Here is a 19,663-nt window from a genome sequence, read left to right as displayed (position 1 = left end):
AATATTTGTTATGCGAATTTTTTCTTCCTGAGTTGGTCGTAAATCTCAGAAATAGGTGCCGCAATATAGATTGAAGAATAGGTTCCGACAATTACCCCAAAAAGTAGAATGAAAGCAAAATCATACAATTCGACTGCCCCACCCACAATGATTGCCACAACAGAAATCATTGTTGTAAAAGAAGTATTGATGGTTCTACCCAAGGTTTGTGTGATCGAAACATTGATGATATTGGAAAGAGCTAAATTGTCTTTTCCATGTGCGTTTTCTCTAATTCGGTCAAATACCACGATTTTATCGTTAATGGAATAACCAAGGAGTGTGAGAAGTGCCGCAATGATAGGAACACTTGGTTTGATTTGTAAAAATCCAATGAGTGCCAAAGTCATAAGGATATCATGAACCAGAGCAATGGAAGAAGCCAAAGCAAACTTAAACTGAGAACGAATACTCAAATACAAAAGGATGATGGCAAGTGTTGTGAGTAGAAGTGTGATACCCACCTCTGTCAACTCTCCTCCAACTACTGCACCTACTTGGTCTGCGGAAAGAATCTTTTCTTTCGGAAGTTTATATTCGTAACGTACAAGTTGAACAAAACGATCAATGGCAGAAGTGGAAGACTCACGGTTTTCTTCCGGAATTTCCTTATACAAAGTTTCAATTGTATCTAAAGAACCTAGTCCGATGTCCAATTGATAAATATTTTTATCTTTTTCCAAAAGAATCACGACGGCTTCAATGTTTTTGGACTGAAAGTATCCATCCAAATCACTACGAGTTTTATCCGCAGGAAGTTCCACAACAGTTCGTAGTCCACCATTAAAATCAAGAGAGTGAGCAAATCCGCCGTATTTAGCAAAAGTTACAACAAAACCAAAAACAATCGCTAAAAATGAAAAACTAAGAGTAAAGTATTTATACTTTGTGAAATTGATATTACGCATTTGTAGTCTCCTTTTTTCCAAAGAAGAAAGGCCTTAAGTTTAAATGATGGATTCCCAATCGGTTAACAGTAAGTTCCATAAACAACCGTGAGAGGAAAAGAGAAGTAAATAGAGTTGTCACAATCCCCCAACAAAGAGTGATCGCAAAACCTTTGATTGGTCCATTTCCAAGACGAATCATTAAAATCCCTGCAATGAGTGTGGTTACGTTCGCGTCCATAATGGTCCAAAATGCATTTTCAAAACCACGTGTGACTGCGATGGAAAGTGCCCTTCCCTCTTCAATTTCTTCACGTATCCTTTCATATATGATTACGTTCGCATCAACAGCCATACCTGCTGTCAGAATGATCCCGGCAATCCCTGGAAGAGTCAACGTAAAGTCCATCAAAGTTAGAAGTGCCGCTAAAATGATAAGGTTTACTAATAGAGAAAGGTCTGCAATAAATCCACCTAACCTGTAATAAAATATCATATAAACCATCACTAGGAAAAATCCTATGGCAACAGCTTTTACACCCACTTCGATGGATTCAATTCCAAGAGTTGGTCCAATGAATCTCATTTCCAAAACAGAAAGTGGGATAGGAAGTGCTCCTTCTGAAATTACGTTTGCCAATCGAATGGCTTCTTGTTCAGAGAAACTTCCTGAAATTTCAGCACGTCCACCAGCGATTGGGTCATTGATAACAGGATTTGAAATCACCTTATCCCCCCAAACAATTGCTAGGTTACGGCCACGGTTTTGTGAAGTAAGATCAAAAAACTTTTCTGCCCCATTAGGAGTGAGAGTAAAACTTACCATCCATCCATAGGAATTGGAGTTATAAGATGGTTGGGCATTGGTCATATCATTTCCAGATAAGGCAATTTTACGTTCCAAAACCACAAAACTACGAGGCAAAAGTGCCGATTTGGCTGCATTTCCACGAGCCCACATTGCATATACTTTGAAGTCTTTTGGAATATTGTATTTTTTCTCTAACCCTTCTAAAAACTCATCTTGGGCTTTTTTACCCATTTTGTTTTTTACAAGTTCTTGAAAGAGAAAAATATCCGTGTTCTCTCTTTTTCCTAAATCCATCATACGGCGTTCATTATCCGCAATTTGGCTTTTATAAAGGAAAGGTGTTGGTTCTTCTAAACGATACTCAACCGTTTCCGTATTTTGTAAAATTTCTAAAATGGCTGCTGAGTTAGAAACACCTGGTAGGGAAACTTCGATCGCATCCTGTTCTTTTTGAATACGAACTTGTGGCTCTGTTAGGTTTTGAGTCGTAAGACGATTGTCAATAATCATCTTTGCTTTTTCTAGTTCAACAATCTTACGCATTGGTGAAAGATCAAAACTAGATTCAATTTCGGCGAGCCGTGACTTTGCTTTTTCTTTTTCTTCTGGTTTTATAGTTGGATTACTAAGTGTTAGGTTGAGCTCAGTTAATTCTTTTGCATAAAGATCTTTGAGTTTGGATGTATAGTCATCAAAGTCACCTTTGAGTACAACTCTCATTCCACCTTGTAAATCTAATCCCAATTTAATAGACAAAGATTTACCACCGCGAATTGTATTTTCAATCCAAGTGGGCTCAAGTTTATTTTTAGATTCACTCACTAAAGATTGGTTTTCTTGAGAAATTTGATTGATCTTTGCTGAAGTGATAAATCGACCCTTTACCGTATAAAAAGGATTTTCTTTAGGAGGAAGTGTTCCTTGTGGTTCTATGGTCCATCCAGAAGTTTTGCCATAATCTTTCGCCCAACGTTCAAACAGCCCATTAACCAATGTTTTTTGGTCTGCTTCTGGAAGAGAGTAAACATCCTCTCTCACAACGATTTTTAAAGTACGATCGGCAAAATTCGGATACAAAATTGTAAAGGAAACTGCCAAAATCAAAAAAGGAAGAATCAATAGTCGATACGATTGCAAGTTAGTTTGCTCCTAAAATTATTATCTTCTATAAGAACGACTGCTAGATCCCGGGCGAGCGGATCTAAGTCTATAAAACGCAAAGAGTATGATAATCCCTAGGATCATCATCGCTTTCTTATATTTAGCAAAAAAATCAGAGAAATTAAAAAGTGATTTTCCGGAATCTTTGCTCGGAGAAAGATTTGTTTCGACGTTTCCACTTTCAGTTTTTCCAATTTTTAGATCCGCAGAAAACCCAGGCAGTCCTGTTGGTTCTACGGAAACATTGGAATCCATCCACATTCCGTTACTAGCCACTTCCTCTTCTTCTACGACCGTAGGTTGTTTTTCTATGTTCGGTATGGATTTGTCCGTAACCGTAGGGTTCGTGTTTAGATTATTTGTCACCACACTCGGGTTTTGCGGAAGTGTTTCCGCAGTGAGTTGGTTTTGTTTGGACTTCTTTTTAGATCTCTTCTTTTTTCCCGTTGTAACACCAGTAGTGGTCACAATGTTTGTTTGTTTTTTGGTTGTGGTTCCAATTGTCTCTTCTTTTGGTTTGGTGGTTGTTGATTTTGGTTTATCATTTACCTTATCTAAAAAATCCAAACCTTCTTGAGCCAAGAGGGAAACAGAAAAACAGAATGTAAAAGAGATTAAAAAGAGTTTTTTCATCTTAGGCTTTCTTCTTCAGAATAGCGCTAGTTTCAAAAGTGACGTTTGTGTTCGCAGCAACACTGAGAACAACTGTTTCATTGTTGTCTTTGAACTCAACGATCTTACCATGGAGACCACTGTTTGTGACAACGTTGTCTCCTTTTTGGAGATTAGTGATCATCTCTTTTCTTTTTTTCTCTTCTTTTTTGTTAGGAAGGATCACAAGAAAATACATAGCAACTAACATGATCGGAATGATAATGAGTGACTGTAGAGACGACTTTGCACCCTCTTCTTGGGCAAGGATTAGGATATCTGTTGTTAAAAAGTTAAAATTGAGCATAGCTATTTATCCAATGTTTATAGGCCTTATCTTAAATTCAATGTTTCATGAACGAATCGGAGAACTTTTTTCTCGAGGATGGCCTCTTTGGCGGTTTCGTATCCTGTTCGTATATCGTTTGTGGCTCCCAGTAAATACATAGCCACCCCAACATTGAGCGCCACCATGGAAGTGCCACCCGTGGATCCACTTGGGTCTAGAACCGCACGAAATAGGGATTCCGCACCTTCTTTTGAGGAAGAGAACACTGTATTTCGATCCAATTCTTTAGAATTTAGGCCCAGTTCCTTAGGATCAAAGGAAAATTCTTTTGTCTCCTTTCCATCAAAAAAGGCATAATGGGTTTCTTCAAAAATAGAAAACTCATCCAGTCCATCCGCCGAATGACAAACAATCGCACGTTTGGAACCAAGCCTTCCTAAAATTTCGGCAATGGGCAAACAAAGGGACCGATCATACACACCTACCAATTGGTGTGAAGGGGAAAATGGGTTGGAAAGGGGCCCGATCAAATTAAAAAAAGTGCGAAATCCAAGTGCTGTACGCACCGGGCCGGCATATTTCATTGCCGGGTGCCAAGCCGGTGCAAACAAAAATACAAACCCAGTTCGTAAGAATTCGGATTCCGATTCTGCAGTCGAACGGTCTAGTTTGTATCCAAGTCCTGACAAAATATCAGAACTTCCCGAAAGAGAAGACACGGAACGATTTCCATGTTTAGCAACTTTAAATCCAAGGCTTGCCAGAGTGAGGGCGGAAAGTGTAGAAACATTCAAAGTCCCCTTTCCATCTCCCCCTGTTCCGCAAGTATCCAAAAAATCAAAATCAAACTTCTTAGATGGTTTGATGGCATGGCTTCGCATGGCCCGAACAAAACCGTACAACTCGTCTGTAGTTTCTCCTTTCATTTTCATGGCAGTGAGAAAAGAAGCAAGGACTGGTTCTGGAACTTTCCCATCCATCACTTCACTTAAAAATAGTTCTGCATGTTCTTCCACAAGGTGGTGTCCCGAAACAACTTGCCCGAGTATTTCCTTAACTGTTGGCGCGGTCATAAAAAATCCTTTTTAGGTTGGAAAAAGTTAACAACTGATAATTGGTCACAATATAACGAAGGCCAGAAATCACTGTGATGAATGTTGTGAATAACATTCCGAAATAAGGAACAAAGGAAGCAATGGAATCAAAAAAATCTTTAAAACTTAAATTCTCTGTGGTTTTGACAAATGTATAAAACTCATTCGCATGTTGTGCTGCTACTTCAAAGGTAGAATAACCTGCTAGTTTTCCCATGGCATAAGTTTCATTGATCATGGCTCTTCTTTTGCCTGAGATGAGCATAAACACAACAAGGATCATAAGAATGGCACCCATTTGAAAGGCAGTTTTTACTTTTCCCATCATGGTGGTGCGAAGGCTTTTTCCTGACCGAACCGCAATGTAACGTAAAAAAGTGATGAGCATATCACGCGCAATGATAAGCACTACCATCCAAACTTCAATTGGTTCGTGGATGAATAAAAAAGTAACAAAACAACCAATAACTAAAAATTTATCAGCGAGTGGATCGAGAAACTTTCCAAACTCAGTTTGTTGGTTCCACTTACGCGCCAAATATCCATCCACAAGATCAGTGAGAGAAGCAAGAGCAAAGAGAACAAAGGCAAAAATTTGGTATTCCCATTCCTTTTGGAAAAGGGAAAAGATAAAAAATGGAAGTGCGAGAACCCGTAGAACCGTAAGTAGGTTCGGAATATTGGCAATGGTTTTCCAATCTTCCAACTTAAGCCACCCAAGTCCCCGACATGTCCAGTTCATAAAAAGAGTCCACTCGGACCTGACCAAACTGGCCGACCTTTAAACCCTCTTCTTCTACATAAACGACTTCATCAATTTCTGGTGCATCTTGGAAACGGCGAACCATCGCACCTTTTTCCAAAACTTCATCCACAACCGCTGGATATAATTTTCCAATTCGGTTTTGGTGGATGGACTTTAAAGTTCCGAGATAGGCATCCCGAACAAGATTCACACGGCGAGCAATTTCTTTGTCTTTGAGTTGCCCATCCATCGTCGCACCTTTTGTTCCTTCTTGTGGAGAATAAGGAAATAAATTTACCTTTTCTGGTTTTACATCTTCCACAAAGCGAATGATCTCTTCCACATCATCCATTGTTTCTCCAGGAAATCCTAAGATAAATGAAGTGCGAATTTCCAAATCAGGCCTTAGATCCCTTGCTTTTTGGAAAAGAGATTTGAAATAAGAATACTCACCAGTGCGGTTCATCGATTTTAAAACGGATTTGGAAACATGTTGCAATGGGCTTTCCAAATACGGGGCAATCTTAGGAATTTCTCGATAAAGATCGAGTAACTTTTCAGTTTTTTTATCAGGGTAGAGATAAAGAAGCCTGAGAAGTTCCACTCCATCTACATCCGCTACAGAACGAACCAAATCTAAAAGTTTATCAGTGTCCTTTCCATAAAACACAGTATCTTGGGAAACAAGACAGATCTCTTTGGAGCCAGCTTTCACTGCTAGTTTGGTTTGCGATAGTACATCAGTACTATCTGTGTCTCGGTATTTACCGCGTAAGTTGGGAATGATACAAAAGTGGCACCCACGGTTGCAACCATCTGAAATTTTTACATACGAGTAAGGTTTGGAATAATTTTCAATTCCCTTACTTGTGGTGAGCCTTTCTAAAAGGTCTTCATTGAATTCGGATAAATCTTTAAAATCTAGAGGGAAACTCTTTCTCAGGATCTCTCCTGCTTTGTCATACTTTCCAGTACCAAAGTGGAGGTCTACTTCAGGAAGGTCGTCCGAAATTTCCTTTCCTGCACGTTCAGCAAAACACCCAACAACAACTAACTTTTGTTTGTTTTTCTTTTTGATGTCAATCGAGTCCAAAATGGTTTGGATGGTTTCCTTCGTAGCATCTTGGATAAACGTACAAGTGTTGACTAAGTGGAAGTCACTGGCTTCGGGACCTGCCGCTGGAAGAAGACCTTCCTTTAGAAGCGACTGGTGCATGGCCATAGAATCGACGGTGTTTTTGGGGCAACCGAGAGTCGTGATAAAAAACGACTTCGGTGTTTCTTCCGTTGTTTCTTTTAGTTTCGGCATTACTCGCCTAACTCTCCAATGATGGACTGAGTCGAATCATAAGGATTTGGTTTACGAATGAAGATTTTTTTGACAAGTTTTCCTGGTTTGCCGAGGACAGAACGTTCTTTACCGTTTTGTACCATTTCTACGGCACCCCCGTCACCCACTTTGATTTCGAGGCGATCTCGCGCTTCTAAGTGTTTGACTTCCCCAGCAGAAACAAGCCCTCTTTCTCCCATTTGTCCATCTAACACGAACTCTACGTAGCTCGGTTTAGAGAAAAATAGCGTAACTTGAATCGGCACATCGCCTACGGGAGACTTTACAGCCGCACCTTCTCTTTCTTCTTTGAGTGTTACAAGGACTTTTGCAGATTTTTCTGTCACAGCTTGGGTCACCACACGGATATCACGTCGTAAAGAGGCAAGTTCCTCGATGCGGTAGGAAAGGATGGTTTCTTCCCCTTCTGCTGTTTGGAAAAAATATACATTTTTTTCAGGAAAGATATTAAAACCAAGGTTTGCTTTTCCATTAGAAACACCTTTGATAAACATCTTACACTGTTGGTTGTTCACACTGAAACTCACACCCCGGTCTTCAGTTAAAATAAATGGAACACTGGCATTTTCTGGAACACTTTGAGAAACAAAATTAATTCCAGAAGGAATGTCTGAACTTGCGACTGTTTCTACAGTGGAACCAACTTCTGTGGTTTCTTCATCCATCGATCCAGAATTGGAATCTTCAAAACTAATATAGATAATATAAGCCGAAATCACAAAAAGGAATACGGATACAAGACTAATGATTTTATTTCGATCCAAACTAAAAGGTGTGGTCGTAGGTCGAGTCAGTTCTTCTAAAGGAGCTTGGGATTCTTCTATTTGTTCCCCACGGTAAAGATTGAGAAGCATCGCAGTGTCTAACTTTAAATAACTGGCATAGTTTTTTAAAAAACCAAGGGCGAATGTCTCCGCAGGAAATTGAGAATAATCTTCTGTTTCCAAAGCGATGATGTATTTGGCTGCGATATTTGTTTCTTTCGCAACATCTTTCACGGAAAGTTTTTTATCTTCCCTCGCTTCTCGAATGATTTGACCGACTCGTTTTGTGTTCAAAATGATATCCTCTTAAGCTTAGTTCTCGGAGACAAGTGGGTTGTTGACAATCTTCGCGTTACCGCTCATATGAAAATTGAAAACTCCGTCTTGGATTTCTTCAGAAAAATTAATATTGGAAAATGAAATGGTGGTTACTTTCCCACGTCCATCGGTAGCCACTGCTTTTTTGATTAAGTAAGATTCAGAATCTACAAAGAGTTTCATCTTTTCAAACCCACCAATCTTTTCTCTTTGGTCAAGGTCTAACACAAAGTATTTGGCTGTGTCACCCATCGAACGTGGTTGTTCAATGGTATCAAATTTATAATGGTATTTACGAAAGAGGCGATTTAATCCATCAGGACTATTGGTTGTAAAGATAGGGCCAGATGTATTTTTACGGTCGAGAGTTAAATCCTGTTTTCCCACAGCACCTAACCTCTTGATAAAGATATGAAGCGTTTTTCCATCGGATACAATTTCGTCCCCTTCCGGTTCAGCAAAGTTATATCTAATTTTTCCGGGACGTTTGTAGAAACATTTCCCGCGCATCTGTTTTTCCTTTTTGTTGTCTTCTGTTTTGATGAGAAAATCAGCCGAATAGGAATTGATATCACTAAAGTTCTTCTTTATCTTTTTCACCACTTCTGAGGGTGAGTGCCAATTGTGAGCCGGACTTGTTTGGGCACCAAGAGAAACACCCAAGACAAGTAACAAAGATCCGATCCATACTTTCATAGATTCCCAGTTTTTCAGACAAACTTCTCTTGTCGATGATTTACGCTGAACGCAGGATTTCCCGGGGTTTGGCCCCGATTTGCGGTGAAACATAACCCCTCATTTCCATGAGTTCCATAAGCCTTGCCGCTTTGTTGTAACCGATTCTCATTCTTCTCTGTAAGTAACTGGCGCTTGCCTTTTTTTCGGTGACCACGATATTCCAAGCTTCATCAAAAAGTTCTTCGTCTTCATCTGAGGCCATTTCGATACTCGTTTCATCGTCCCAATTCATTTCCACATAAGCTGGAGCCCCTTGTTTTTTGGCTTCTTCCACGATGGACTCAATTTCTTTCTCTTCGATAAATGGGGCTTGGATCCTTTGGAGGTCACTCGATGTGGGAGACCGGTATAAAAAGTCTCCTTTCCCAAGAAGGGTCTCGGCTCCACTTGTATCCAGAATGGTTCTAGAGTCTGTTTTTTGTGCCACTTGGAAGGCTACCCTTGCAGGACAATTGGCTTTGATGACCCCTGTGATCACATCCACGGAAGGCCTTTGTGTCGCCATCACAAGATGGATTCCGACAGCCCTTGCTTTTTGGGAAATTCGTTGGATTTGTTCTTCCAAATCCTTTCCCGAAACCATCATCAGGTCCGCAAGCTCGTCTATAAAGATCACAATGTACGGTAGTTTTTGAAATCCCTTGGCATGGGCATATTCATCCACCTTTTCATTGAAACTTTTGAAATCCCTACTTTTCAATTGAGAGATCATTTGGTAACGGCTCTCCATTTCTTGGATGGCCCAGGAAAGTGCCTTCGTTGCTTTTTTAGGATCAGTAATGACCGGCATAAGTAGGTGTGGGATTCCTTCATAAAGGGTCATCTCCACCATCTTCGGATCGATCATGATGAATCGCACTTCTTCTGGAGAGCGAGTGCAGATAAGGCTTGTGATCATGGCGTTGATACTCACCGACTTACCAGAACCAGTGGTTCCCGCCACAAGTAAGTGAGGGAGTTTAGCGATATCAATCATCACAAGTTTCCCAGAAATATCCTTTCCAATACAAATGGATAAGTCTTTCGCCTTATGTTGGAGAATGGTATCTTTTAGAATCTCTGATAAAAATACGTCTTCTCGGATTCGGTTCGGAACTTCGATTCCAATCGACGCCTTACCAGGGATAGGTGCCACAATCCGAATGTTCTTTACTTCCAAGTAAGCACGGATTTCATCAGAGAGGGAAACAATCCGGTTCAGTTTGATTCCGTTCGGAATGGTAATCTCATAACGAGTGATGATGGGCCCACGTTCTTTTGTGATGACCTTGGATTCAATTCCAAAATGCCCAGTCGACTCTTCGATTTTACGAGAGATCAGATCCAGTTCACTATCGTTCTTTAGAATGTTCGCCACAGGAACTTGGTGGGATACAAGAAGCCTTGGAGAGATATAATACTTTCCTTTTTTTAGTTTTGGTTTCGGAACCATAGAGCCAAACATCAGTTCCTGTTGTTCTTCTTTTGGCTCGGATTTTTTTTTGCCAAAATTGCCTGCACTGAGATTGGATTTGACCAACGGTGAGTTTGTTTCTACTGCTAAGGTTTCTAGAGTTTCCTCTTCATACACTTCACCACTTCCATCTTCTACTTCAGGAGATTCATCCTCTTCCTCATCACTAGTTTCCCAACCTGTTTCTTCCACAAGAGACAAACGAACCGATTCAGGAATCACTATGGCTTCCGATTCCAATTCAGATTCCTCTGATGGATCTTCTTCCAAATCAGTATATTCCTCGTTTTCCTCGTAACCAAAAGATGTAGCGAAAGGCGAATTTTTATGAATGGTAGGATCACTCACAAAAGAAGGGTGCGTGGGATCTAGTTTAGGTAACTCTAAACTTTCGAGTCCAGGAGCCTCTTCTAACTTTGGTTTCCACTTGGCTTCAGGAAATTGAAAAAGGATTTTGGATTCCCTGACACTTTCAATTTCTTCCAATTCCTCTAGTGGTCGCCTGTTATCAGTTAGTTTAAGTTTCGAAATCAAAATTTCATTTTTTTCAAATTCGGCAAGAGAATCGAGTTTGGATTCTTGTTTTTGGAAACGGAATACCTTTCCCGATTCATCAAAAAAACCTTCAAAATGAGAAGTATTCCTGTAACGAACGGAAAGCGATTTTTTATAAGAAGTATTTCCTTCAAATCGATTCCCGAAATGATCTTCTCCCTTTGTATTTCCTTTTTCAGAGAAATAGGAATTAGAAACTGAACTCTCTCTTGGAGAACGTGACTTTACATTTCGATTTCCATATTGGTTCTCATCTGCCACTACATTCCAAAAATGGTGGGCCAAGTCTTCTTTCGATTCTTCTTCTGTTTGAACAGCAAACCATTGTTTGCTGCGAATTTCATCGACGGGTGCTCTTCGTGTAGAAACCACAGATTCTAAAAAGGAAGGTAGTTTTAAATGAGGCAGTTCCTTTCGTCCTCCCATCATTCGGTAAATTCCATTGGAATAACGATTGATGGCAGCAAAGGTAAAAGACCAAGCCCCGTCCTCAAGCCAGATCACGGCAAAGTATAAGTATAAAAAGAAAACAACAAGGATGCGCCCTGTCTCACCAAAGAGATAAGAAAAAACCCAAGAGAAAAATTGACCGAGGATCCCACCACTATCTCCCACCTGTCCGAGAGGGGTTTCCAGTAAGTTCAAACTGACAGTAGTCGCCACAAGAAAAAGTGGAAAAAAGAGAGCTTTACCGAGCCTGTCAAAGTCGGGATTTCGTAGTGATAGAACACCTAACATCAAAACAAAACCCGCAAGTAAAAAGGAGGACTTTCCTAAAATATAAAACAATGTGAAAGAAATGTAATGCCCAAGCCTTCCAAACCAATTGAAAAGCGATCCGTCCTCTCCTTCTTGAAACGAAAAGAGAGACAGAAGTAAAAACACACCGGAAAATACTAATAGATACGGAAGGAAGTCTTTGCGAGGCAAAGTCCATCCCCATACGGATTTTTTAGGGTCCATACGGGAAATATCGGAAGGTTTTGAGACATAGGGAGAAAAAAAATGGAAGCCGAAAGGCTTTCCTTAAACCAAAATTCTAACCCTTAAAGTTCGTAAAATTGGCATCAAAATTGAAATTGGCGTTGCGGATCGCCGCCATCACCTCTTGCAAATCATCCTTTTTTTTGCCCACAACCCGAACCGATTCCCCCTGGATGGTGGCCTGAACCTTTAGTTTTTGGTCTTTGATGAGAGTGGTGATTTGTTTGGTTTGTTCTTTGTCCAAACCATTTTGGATCTTTACTTTTTGGCGCACCGTTTGGCCGGTCGCTGATTCAATTTTGGAGTCAAAATCAAAGGCCTTAAGGCTAATTCCCCGTTTTGCCATTTTGGTCGTTAGGACATCAATCACTTGTTTTAGTTTGATATCATTTTCGGAAGTCAAAACCAAACTATCTTCCGTGAGTTTGATCTCCGAATTAGATCCTTTAAAATCAAACCGAGTTTGGATCTCTGTCATGGCCTGGGCCACGGCGTTTTGTAATTCTGGTCTTTCGATTTTTGATACAATGTCAAATGATGGATCTTGTGCCATATGATTCCCTACTTAGCTTAAATCTCTTTTATCCTAATTTCTTTTTGGAAAGTTCCAAGGCAAATTCCAATGCGGCCCCAAGACTTTCTGGTTTTTTACCACCACCTTGTGCCATATCGGGCCTTCCCCCACCCTTTCCATCTAACATCACCAAGGTTTCTTTTAATAGATCCCCACAGTGGATTCCTCTTTCATTCAAAACTTTGTTGCACATAAAAACGAGGGTGCTGGCATCCCCATCACTTGTTCCAAACAAACAAAGAATTTCTGGTTCTTTGGCTTTCAAACTATCAGCCAAATCTTTCAGTGATTTGGCATCCACAGCTTCAAAAACTTCTGTCACCACCTTCCCTTTCGAAAAGGAATGCGCTTTTTGCAAGAGACCATCCACAAGTTCTGGATTCATCTGGAAACTCAATTGTTCTTTTTTCTTTTTGGCTTTAAAAAGAGCCGACGACTTTCCTTCTAGTTCTATCTCTAAACTTTCGCGAAGTTTTCGCAAACTTTCTACAGCGGCATTCCCTTCTTTTACAAATAAACTTTGTAAATCTTCTGGAGCCGGAACTATAGTTGTGATTCCAAATTCTTTTAAATCACCAAATGTTTCTTTAGCAGATAAGTTATGTGTTTCTACTTTTGCGGCCAGTGTTTGGAACTCTGTCAAAAAGTATTCAATGACAGAATCCCCGCAGATGGCTTCTACCCTACGATTTCCCGCACCCGGGCTTCCTTCTTTGATGATGGCAAAGTATCCAATTTCCTTTGTGTTCGAAACATGAGTTCCCCCACAAAATTCTTTGGACTTATCACCCATAGAAATCACACGAACCAAATTCCCATACTTTTCATCAAACATGGACAAGGCGCCTGATTGTTTTGCGGCATTGATATCCAAAACTTCAGTTTTTACTGGAATGTTTGCATTTACTGCTTCATTCACATCTTTTTCGATGGAGATAATTTCTTTATCACTGAGAGCCTTAGGATGAGAAAAATCAAATCGTAAATAATCAGAAGAAACAATGGAACCTTTCTGGGCCACATGAGTTCCTAGAATTCTTCGCAGTGCCCCATTTAACAAGTGTGTGCCGGAATGGTGGTTTGCGAGATTTTGTCTACGAGCCGTATCAATCTCTGCTTCAATGGTTTCCCCAACAGAGATTTTTCCTTTCAGAATCATTCCCAGATGTAAAAAGGTCTCGTTTTCTTTTTGAGTGTCTTGGACTTGGAATTGGAAACCCTCTTTTTTGAGATATCCCCAGTCTCCTACCTGACCACCACCCTCTGCATAAAACGGAGTTTTGTCGAGAACGACAACTGCCTCCGTTCCTTGGTTTGCCTCTGTTACGGACTTTCCATCCACAAAAAGATAAATTACTTTTGCCAGAGATTTAGTATCTGTATAACCCAAAAACTCTGTTTTGAGTTCGGGACTTGCACTAAGACCTGTGAGGTATTGGACTTTTTTCCCTTTCCAACTAGCGCGCGATAGGTCACGGTCTTTTTCGAGTTCGGCTTCAAATCCTTTGTCGTCAAATCCAAATCCCCGGTCTTCTACGAGTTCCTTAGTCATTTCACGAGGAAACCCGTAAGTGGAATACAATCGAAATCCTTCTTTCCCGGTAACCACAGTTTGGTTGTTTGATTTTAATTGAGTCAGAAGAGATTCTAATTCTTCGAGTCCCACTTCTAAAGTATGTAGGAAGAGTTCTTCTTCCTTTTTTAAAATGGATTCGATATCTTTTGCTTTGTCTTTTAGTTCTGGGTAACGAACCGAATATAAATCACGAAGGGTAGCGATCAGTTTGTATAAAAACGGTTCGTGGATTCCTAGTTTTCTTGCAAATAACGATGCCCTACGGATCAGCCTACGAATTACATACCCACGTCCCGTCCGGTCAGGATAAATCCCGTCCCCTAATGAAAAAAATACAGAACGGGAATGATCAGTGATCACACGAAAGGATTGTTTTGTGGACTCGTCGTAAGTAATTCCAGAGAGTTCTTCAATCTTACGAATGATGGATTTTAATTCGTCCGTATCATAAACAGAATCCACCTCTTGGAGTAACATTGCCACTCGTTCGAGACCTGAACCTGTATCAATTCCCGTTTGTTTTAATGGAAGGAGTTCACCGGATACTGTTTGGTTGAATTGGTTGAATACTAAATTCCAATATTCTAAATAACGATCACAATCACATCCGGGTTTACAATCCGGATTGTTTCCACAATTCGGGCCCCCTTTTTCTGGGCCTCTATCTAAATACAATTCCGAACATGGGCCACAAGCCCCACTATCACCCGCAGGTCCCCAGAAATTATCTTTTTTTCCAAGCCTTACAATTCGTTCTTCGGGAATCCCTGCTTCCATCCAAATCTTTTTGGCTTCATCATCATCTAGGTAAATAGTGACCCAGATTTTTTCTTTGGGGATATGTAAATGGTTTAAGGAAAAATCTAACGCGTATTCGATGGCTTCTTTTTTAAAATAATCACCAAAGGAAAAATTACCAAGCATCTCAAAAAAAGTACAATGCCTTTCTGTTTTACCCACGACTTCCAAATCTGTCGTACGAACACATTTCTGAACCGAGGCCGCGCGGGTGTATGGTAACTCCACGGCTCCCGTAAACAAAGGTTTGAACTGAACCATTCCGGCCGTTGTAAATAAAAGAGTGGGATCTCCCTTGGGGATGAGGCTTGAGGAAGGCACAATGGTATGGCCTTTCCCTTTAAAGTAACTAGTATACAACTCGGCAATTTCGCGGACAGTTTTCGACATCATACACTTACAGCGAAATCGGGTTTGCCTCCTAGGGCAAGGAAATTAGAAGTTAACTCTGCCGTAATTCTTTGTATTGGAAAAAAGAAAACAAGGCAAAACAGAGAAAGATCCCCCCGAGAATTCCGAAAGTCAACTGCGAACCAATGCTGTCCGCAAGAAGAGCTGCCAGAAAACCAGAGACCGCCGGTGTGAATTGGAAACAGACCGTATAGAGAGAAAGGATTCTCCCTCGAATTCCATCCTCAGCCCGTTTTTGCAAAATGGCCGGAAGTAGGCTCGAAAGAACACCCCCCGACACTCCAAAACAAAATAAAAACAAGGATGTGGCTTCTGGTTTTCCAAAAGGAACAAAACCCAAAAAGAAAAAAGAAGAGAGAGAAAATACAATCAGTAACACGAGGCCCTTTCTTTCCAAATGATGGAAGAGAATGGTGAAAACCCCACCGAGAAATAACCCTGGCCCCAAAAAGACAAGCACCGTCCCCCGTGCGAGTTCCCCGAGTCCCAGTTCATTCCGCACATATTTTGGAAGGATGACTTGGATGGGCCCCAGGGCAAGCATACTGAGGATTGCCATGTACATCACTTGTCTAGAAACTGGATCTGTTTTCAAAAAATCCAAAATTGTTTTTAGATTTTTAGTGAATGATGGGAACTCTCTTCCGATCCCTTTGGATTTTCGGTTTTGTTTTTGGTCCTGATTTGAATATCCTAACAAAGTAAAGGCGAGCATTGAAAGAAAATGCAAACAAGCTAAAACTAAAAATAGATGCGTATACTCCCGCCCCTCCCGAAACCAACCCACAGCAAGAGGACTCATTCCAAAGGCAAAAATCAAAAGTAAGTTCCCTGCAATGGTATGGAAAACAAGCCGATGAGAATCCATCACTTCTCGCAAAATAGCCATCCTCCCAGGAAGCACCGTTGTCATTCCAATTCCATTCACAAAAGCCAATGGTAATAAGAGAAGCGGATGGATTTGAAAGAGACTGGTAAAGGCACCTAACACAAAGGATGAGATAAAAAGAAAAAATTGAAAACTCACCACCACCCATTTTTTAGAATAATGATCGAGTAAGTAACCTGTGTATAAAAAGAATATAGGAAAGGGCAAAAATAGAAAAAAGAAAACAATCCCCGAGAAACCTTTTATCACATCCAAAGTTTGGCAAAAGATAACAATAGAATATAAAAAACAACTGCTGGCAAAGGTACCAATGGCAAAGGCAAAATAAAAAACGAGAGTGTTCAAATGGTACCTACCTAAAAAAAAAGCCTCCTTGGGTCAGGAGGCTTTGGTTCGGAAAAAAAGAGGATTTCCGATTAACGTTTAGAGAACTGAGTTCCTCTACGTGCTTTGCGTAGACCGTATTTTTTACGTTCTACCATACGACTATCTCGTGTGAGAAATCCTTCTTTTTTCAAAGTTGGTTTCAAAGAATCATTGAAAGCAACAAGTGCACGAGCCACAGCGTGACGAATAGCGCCTACTTGTCCAACCACTCCACCACCTGTTACATTGAGTGCAATGTCATACTTATCGCGAGCTTCTAAAACAAATAGAGGCTCGAGAGCACGACGAACAAGATGTGCTCCATTTTTAATGTAATCATTTACGTCTTTGTGGTTTACTGTGATTTTACCAGTTCCAGATGCGATTTTTGCACGTGCAACGGATGTTTTGCGTCGGCCTACTGCCCAAACTGCTTTTTGCGCCATATTATTTCAACTCCAGTTTTAGGGGCTTTTGAGCTCCCAAGTTGTGATCATTACCAGCGAATACGCGGCAATTTCTCAACATTTGATCACCTAACTTAGATTTAGGTAACATTCCTTTGACTGCTTCCATAATCACTCTTTCTGGGTTCTCTTGAATGAGTTTGTGAAAAGCGATGGCAGTCATACCACCTGGGTAACGTGAGTGGTGGTAGTAAATTTTTTGTTCTCTTTTGCGACCTGTGACAGCCACTTTAGAAGCATTAACGATAATAATATTATCACCACAGTCCTGGTTAGGAGTGAAGGTAGATTTGTGTTTTCCGCGAAGTCGGGAAGCTACTTGACTTGCCAATCTTCCGAGAGTCTTATCAGTTGCGTCCACAACAAACCACTGTTTTTGTACGGCTTCTTTTGCAATAGAAGGGGTCTTGTGGGCTTTAGACAATAGTTCCATAAGTACGAGATTTTCCTCTTTTATGTCAGGATTTTCGGTTTTCACACCGGGTCAAACAAATTTATTGGATGTAAGCCTTGAAAGAATCCGAAATTATACGAACCTTGTTTGGGACCACTCCACCACCGGAGGACGATTGTTATTTTCTGGCTCCAAACCGCCTCGTCACCACCGATTCTCTTTCGGAAGGAACGCATTTCCTTCATTATTGGTCTTCACCAGAAATTCTGGCAAAAAAACTAGTAGAAGTCAATGTTTCGGACATCGTTGCATCGGGCGGAACCCCAAATGAATGTTTTCTCAACCTAGGCCTTTCTCCACTCTCTCGTAAAAAGGAATGGATTCGGAGGTTTTCTAAAGAATTACGAAAATCCTTAGACCAATATGGCATGAAACTGGCGGGAGGCGACACCTTTTCTTCCCCCACCACCCAATTGGCACTGACGGTTGTGGGTACAGTAGAAAAACCCTGGCTCAGGTCCGGTGGGAAAACTGGAGATTACCTTTATCTTACAGGAAGCCTAGGTTTAAGCCAACTGGGATACAAAACCCTTAAAAAAAAATCAAAAGACAAAATTTATAAAGAAGCAGTTGAAAGACATCTTTCTCCTAAGTCCCGTTATGTGATCTTAAATCACCTAAAAAATTTCAAAATCCATGCTTGTATGGACATTACCGATGGGCTCATCCAGGACGCAGAACGTTTGGCCCTAACTTCCAAAGGGAGGTTAAAAATCCAGATTGAGTCGGTTCCCCTGCACCCGCTCGCTTTAAAAGAATTAGGTCTCGATCTTTGTTTAGGTTCTGGTGAGGAATTGGAGCTTTTGTTTTTATCACCAGAAATATTACCAACAAAGCTTGCAGGTATTTCGGTGACAATGATAGGAAAACTAAACCAAGGAAAACCGGGAGTTACCCTCCAAAAAGATGGAAAAACTTACATTCCCAAGTCTCGAGGTTTTTTTCATTTCTCTGAAGAGGAATAAGGAAGGAAAATTTTGAATTCAATTTTCGTTTCGCTTTGGTCGCTTGTATGATCAATTAAATTTAAAGCCGATATAGAACCGCCAAACTTTAGTATAGTTTGCTTAACAAAACTCAACCCAATTCCAAAGTCCAAAGAACCATGTTTTTCATAAATATTTTTGTTTAACCTAAAAAATGGTTCAAAAATTAGTTCTAAATAATCATTTGGAATTCCGTTTTTTGCAAACAGCTCCTGCTCATCGGTTAGAGAATTTACAATAGAGAGATAAACTCCGTTAGAATCCAGAATTAACATAGTATAAATTTTACTGGAGCTTTGCGAAAAGCGCATCGCATTTAACAAAAGTTCGTGTAACGACTTACGAAAGAAATTTTTGTTAAGTAAGATTTTTTGTACACCGAAATCCTTAAATTTATATTCAGGAACTAATAATATTTGGTCTCTCAGTGCTAAAAGTGGTATTATTTCTTCTTTCAGACTCAACATTTCATTAAAAATGGTTAAAGGAGAAACAAGTTGTAATTCGATTCGATCAAAAATTACATCTTCAATTTCCATAAATCGATCTAAAACTCTTTTTGAATAAAGTGCATTTTCTTCCAAAATATTCAGAATTTCAACATCTAAAATGATTCCTCCTCCTTCTGCTTTTGGCATTGATTTGATGAGGTCAATCATTTGAGTTAATACTCCAAATCCAGCACCCTGGGCTAAACTTGTACGCAGTCCATAAAACAAGTTTTTGTGTAATTCATGCGAATTTAAATCACCCTTTTTGATCCTGCTATTTTTGTATGCATACCAATCCAAAAGTTTTTCAAGGGAGATAATCTTTTCACGTTCATATTCTGAGTATTCATAATCCTTTTCTTTGTTTGAAAGTTGGTATTTGATTCGTGATATGAGTTCGTCCGGAACCATCGGTTTAATAATGTAATCCTGTACATGTTCTTTCATCACTTCAATAATAAGTTTTGGATCTTCCGTTGAAGTAATTACAACAATTGGTATGTGTTTATTGATTTTTCGTATTTCTCTAACAAATTCCAACCCATTACCGTCCGGTAGTTGGAGATCCGTTAAAACAATATTTTCTGTATGAAGATGGTTTTCGGCAAAATATTCTAAAGCTGCTTTGATTTTTGCAAAACTTGTCACTTCCATCCCATGTTTTTGCAACAGTCCACTATATAGAAGTGAGATGGTCGGATCGTCTTCAAGTAGTAAAACTTTCGTTATCGCTTTTGGTTTTTCCATCGCTACATTTGACGAAAGTTATGGAAACTAGTTATTGGAAAACTGGGGGTTACCTTCCGAAATC

At 40.1% G+C, this 19,663-nt stretch carries 16 protein-coding genes and 2 pseudogenes; 1 reads left to right on the top strand and 17 read right to left on the bottom strand.

Going from position 1 to position 19,663, the window contains the following annotated elements; genetic code table 11:
- Window positions 1-8: 8 nt before the first annotated feature.
- The 16 genes and pseudogenes from secF to rplM all read right to left on the bottom strand — a co-directional run bounded on the left by secF (window position 9) and on the right by rplM (window position 17,354).
- Window positions 9-947 carry a protein translocase subunit SecF gene (gene secF, locus CH364_RS05880; protein ID WP_100742621.1) on the bottom strand — a complete coding sequence of 313 codons (939 nt, stop codon included), beginning with the start codon at window positions 945-947 and terminating at the stop codon, window positions 9-11.
- Window positions 940-2,874 (bottom strand): protein translocase subunit SecD, encoded by a 1,935-nt coding sequence (gene secD / locus CH364_RS05875; RefSeq protein ID WP_100742620.1) that lies wholly within the window; start codon window positions 2,872-2,874, stop codon window positions 940-942. The genes secF and secD overlap by 8 nt, the downstream gene beginning before the upstream one ends.
- Window positions 2,875-2,895: 21 nt before the next feature.
- Window positions 2,896-3,531: an SRP-less Sec system protein gene (locus CH364_RS05870; RefSeq protein WP_100742619.1), complete on the bottom strand. Its 636-nt coding sequence runs from the start codon at window positions 3,529-3,531 to the stop codon at window positions 2,896-2,898.
- Window position 3,532: 1 nt separating this feature from the next.
- On the bottom strand, window positions 3,533-3,856 hold the full coding sequence (yajC, locus tag CH364_RS05865) for a preprotein translocase subunit YajC (protein ID WP_100742618.1): 324 nt from the start codon (window positions 3,854-3,856) through the stop codon (window positions 3,533-3,535).
- Between the two features lie 26 nt (window positions 3,857-3,882).
- Window positions 3,883-4,911: an anthranilate phosphoribosyltransferase gene (trpD, locus tag CH364_RS05860; protein ID WP_100742617.1), complete on the bottom strand. Its 1,029-nt coding sequence runs from the start codon at window positions 4,909-4,911 to the stop codon at window positions 3,883-3,885.
- A complete protein-coding gene (gene pgsA, locus CH364_RS05855) occupies window positions 4,892-5,674 on the bottom strand; it encodes a CDP-diacylglycerol--glycerol-3-phosphate 3-phosphatidyltransferase (RefSeq protein WP_207762216.1) in 783 nt (260 codons plus the stop codon). Before pgsA ends, trpD begins: the two co-directional genes overlap by 20 nt.
- The gene (locus CH364_RS05850; RefSeq protein WP_100742615.1) at window positions 5,640-6,986 is read right to left on the bottom strand and encodes a MiaB/RimO family radical SAM methylthiotransferase; all 1,347 of its coding nucleotides are present in this window, start codon (window positions 6,984-6,986) and stop codon (window positions 5,640-5,642) included. The genes pgsA and CH364_RS05850 overlap by 35 nt, the downstream gene beginning before the upstream one ends.
- On the bottom strand, window positions 6,986-8,086 hold the full coding sequence (locus tag CH364_RS05845; RefSeq protein ID WP_100742614.1) for a helix-turn-helix domain-containing protein: 1,101 nt from the start codon (window positions 8,084-8,086) through the stop codon (window positions 6,986-6,988). Before CH364_RS05845 ends, CH364_RS05850 begins: the two co-directional genes overlap by 1 nt.
- 18 nt (window positions 8,087-8,104) lie before the next feature.
- A complete protein-coding gene (locus tag CH364_RS05840) occupies window positions 8,105-8,806 on the bottom strand; it encodes a LolA family protein (protein ID WP_100742613.1) in 702 nt (233 codons plus the stop codon).
- A gap of 40 nt (window positions 8,807-8,846) precedes the next feature.
- Window positions 8,847-10,961 (bottom strand): annotated as a pseudogene (locus tag CH364_RS05835) (DNA translocase FtsK); the annotation flags it as partial.
- Window positions 10,962-11,423: 462 nt separating this feature from the next.
- Window positions 11,424-11,819, bottom strand: a pseudogene (locus tag CH364_RS18925) (DNA translocase FtsK 4TM domain-containing protein); the annotation flags it as partial.
- A 76-nt stretch (window positions 11,820-11,895) separates the two neighbouring features.
- Complete coding sequence (locus tag CH364_RS05830) at window positions 11,896-12,393, bottom strand: YajQ family cyclic di-GMP-binding protein (protein WP_100742611.1); 498 nt, start codon at window positions 12,391-12,393, stop codon at window positions 11,896-11,898.
- 28 nt (window positions 12,394-12,421) lie between these two features.
- The gene (gene alaS, locus CH364_RS05825) at window positions 12,422-15,181 is read right to left on the bottom strand and encodes an alanine--tRNA ligase (protein WP_165779483.1); all 2,760 of its coding nucleotides are present in this window, start codon (window positions 15,179-15,181) and stop codon (window positions 12,422-12,424) included.
- A gap of 49 nt (window positions 15,182-15,230) precedes the next feature.
- Entirely contained in the window at window positions 15,231-16,433 is a 1,203-nt protein-coding gene (locus CH364_RS05820; protein WP_100742609.1) for an MFS transporter, read from the bottom strand.
- Window positions 16,434-16,504: 71 nt separating this feature from the next.
- Window positions 16,505-16,900, bottom strand: a complete 396-nt coding sequence (rpsI, locus tag CH364_RS05815; protein WP_100742608.1) for a 30S ribosomal protein S9 — start codon at window positions 16,898-16,900, stop codon at window positions 16,505-16,507.
- A gap of 1 nt (window position 16,901) precedes the next feature.
- Window positions 16,902-17,354 carry a 50S ribosomal protein L13 gene (gene rplM / locus CH364_RS05810; RefSeq protein WP_002973943.1) on the bottom strand — a complete coding sequence of 151 codons (453 nt, stop codon included), beginning with the start codon at window positions 17,352-17,354 and terminating at the stop codon, window positions 16,902-16,904.
- A gap of 77 nt (window positions 17,355-17,431) precedes the next feature.
- On the opposite strand from rplM, the gene thiL reads away from it, so the two are divergent.
- Window positions 17,432-18,340, top strand: coding sequence for a thiamine-phosphate kinase (thiL, locus tag CH364_RS05805; protein WP_100742607.1), 909 nt, complete (start codon window positions 17,432-17,434; stop codon window positions 18,338-18,340).
- Here thiL and CH364_RS05800 read toward each other — a convergent pair.
- Complete coding sequence (locus CH364_RS05800) at window positions 18,319-19,599, bottom strand: ATP-binding response regulator (protein WP_100742606.1); 1,281 nt, start codon at window positions 19,597-19,599, stop codon at window positions 18,319-18,321. The genes thiL and CH364_RS05800 overlap by 22 nt on opposite strands.
- Window positions 19,600-19,663: the final 64 nt, after the last annotated feature.

The organism is Leptospira harrisiae (assembly GCF_002811945.1).
Taxonomy (GTDB): Bacteria; Spirochaetota; Leptospiria; order Leptospirales; family Leptospiraceae; genus Leptospira_A; species Leptospira_A harrisiae.
This window is presented reverse-complemented; position numbering and strand designations above follow the sequence as displayed.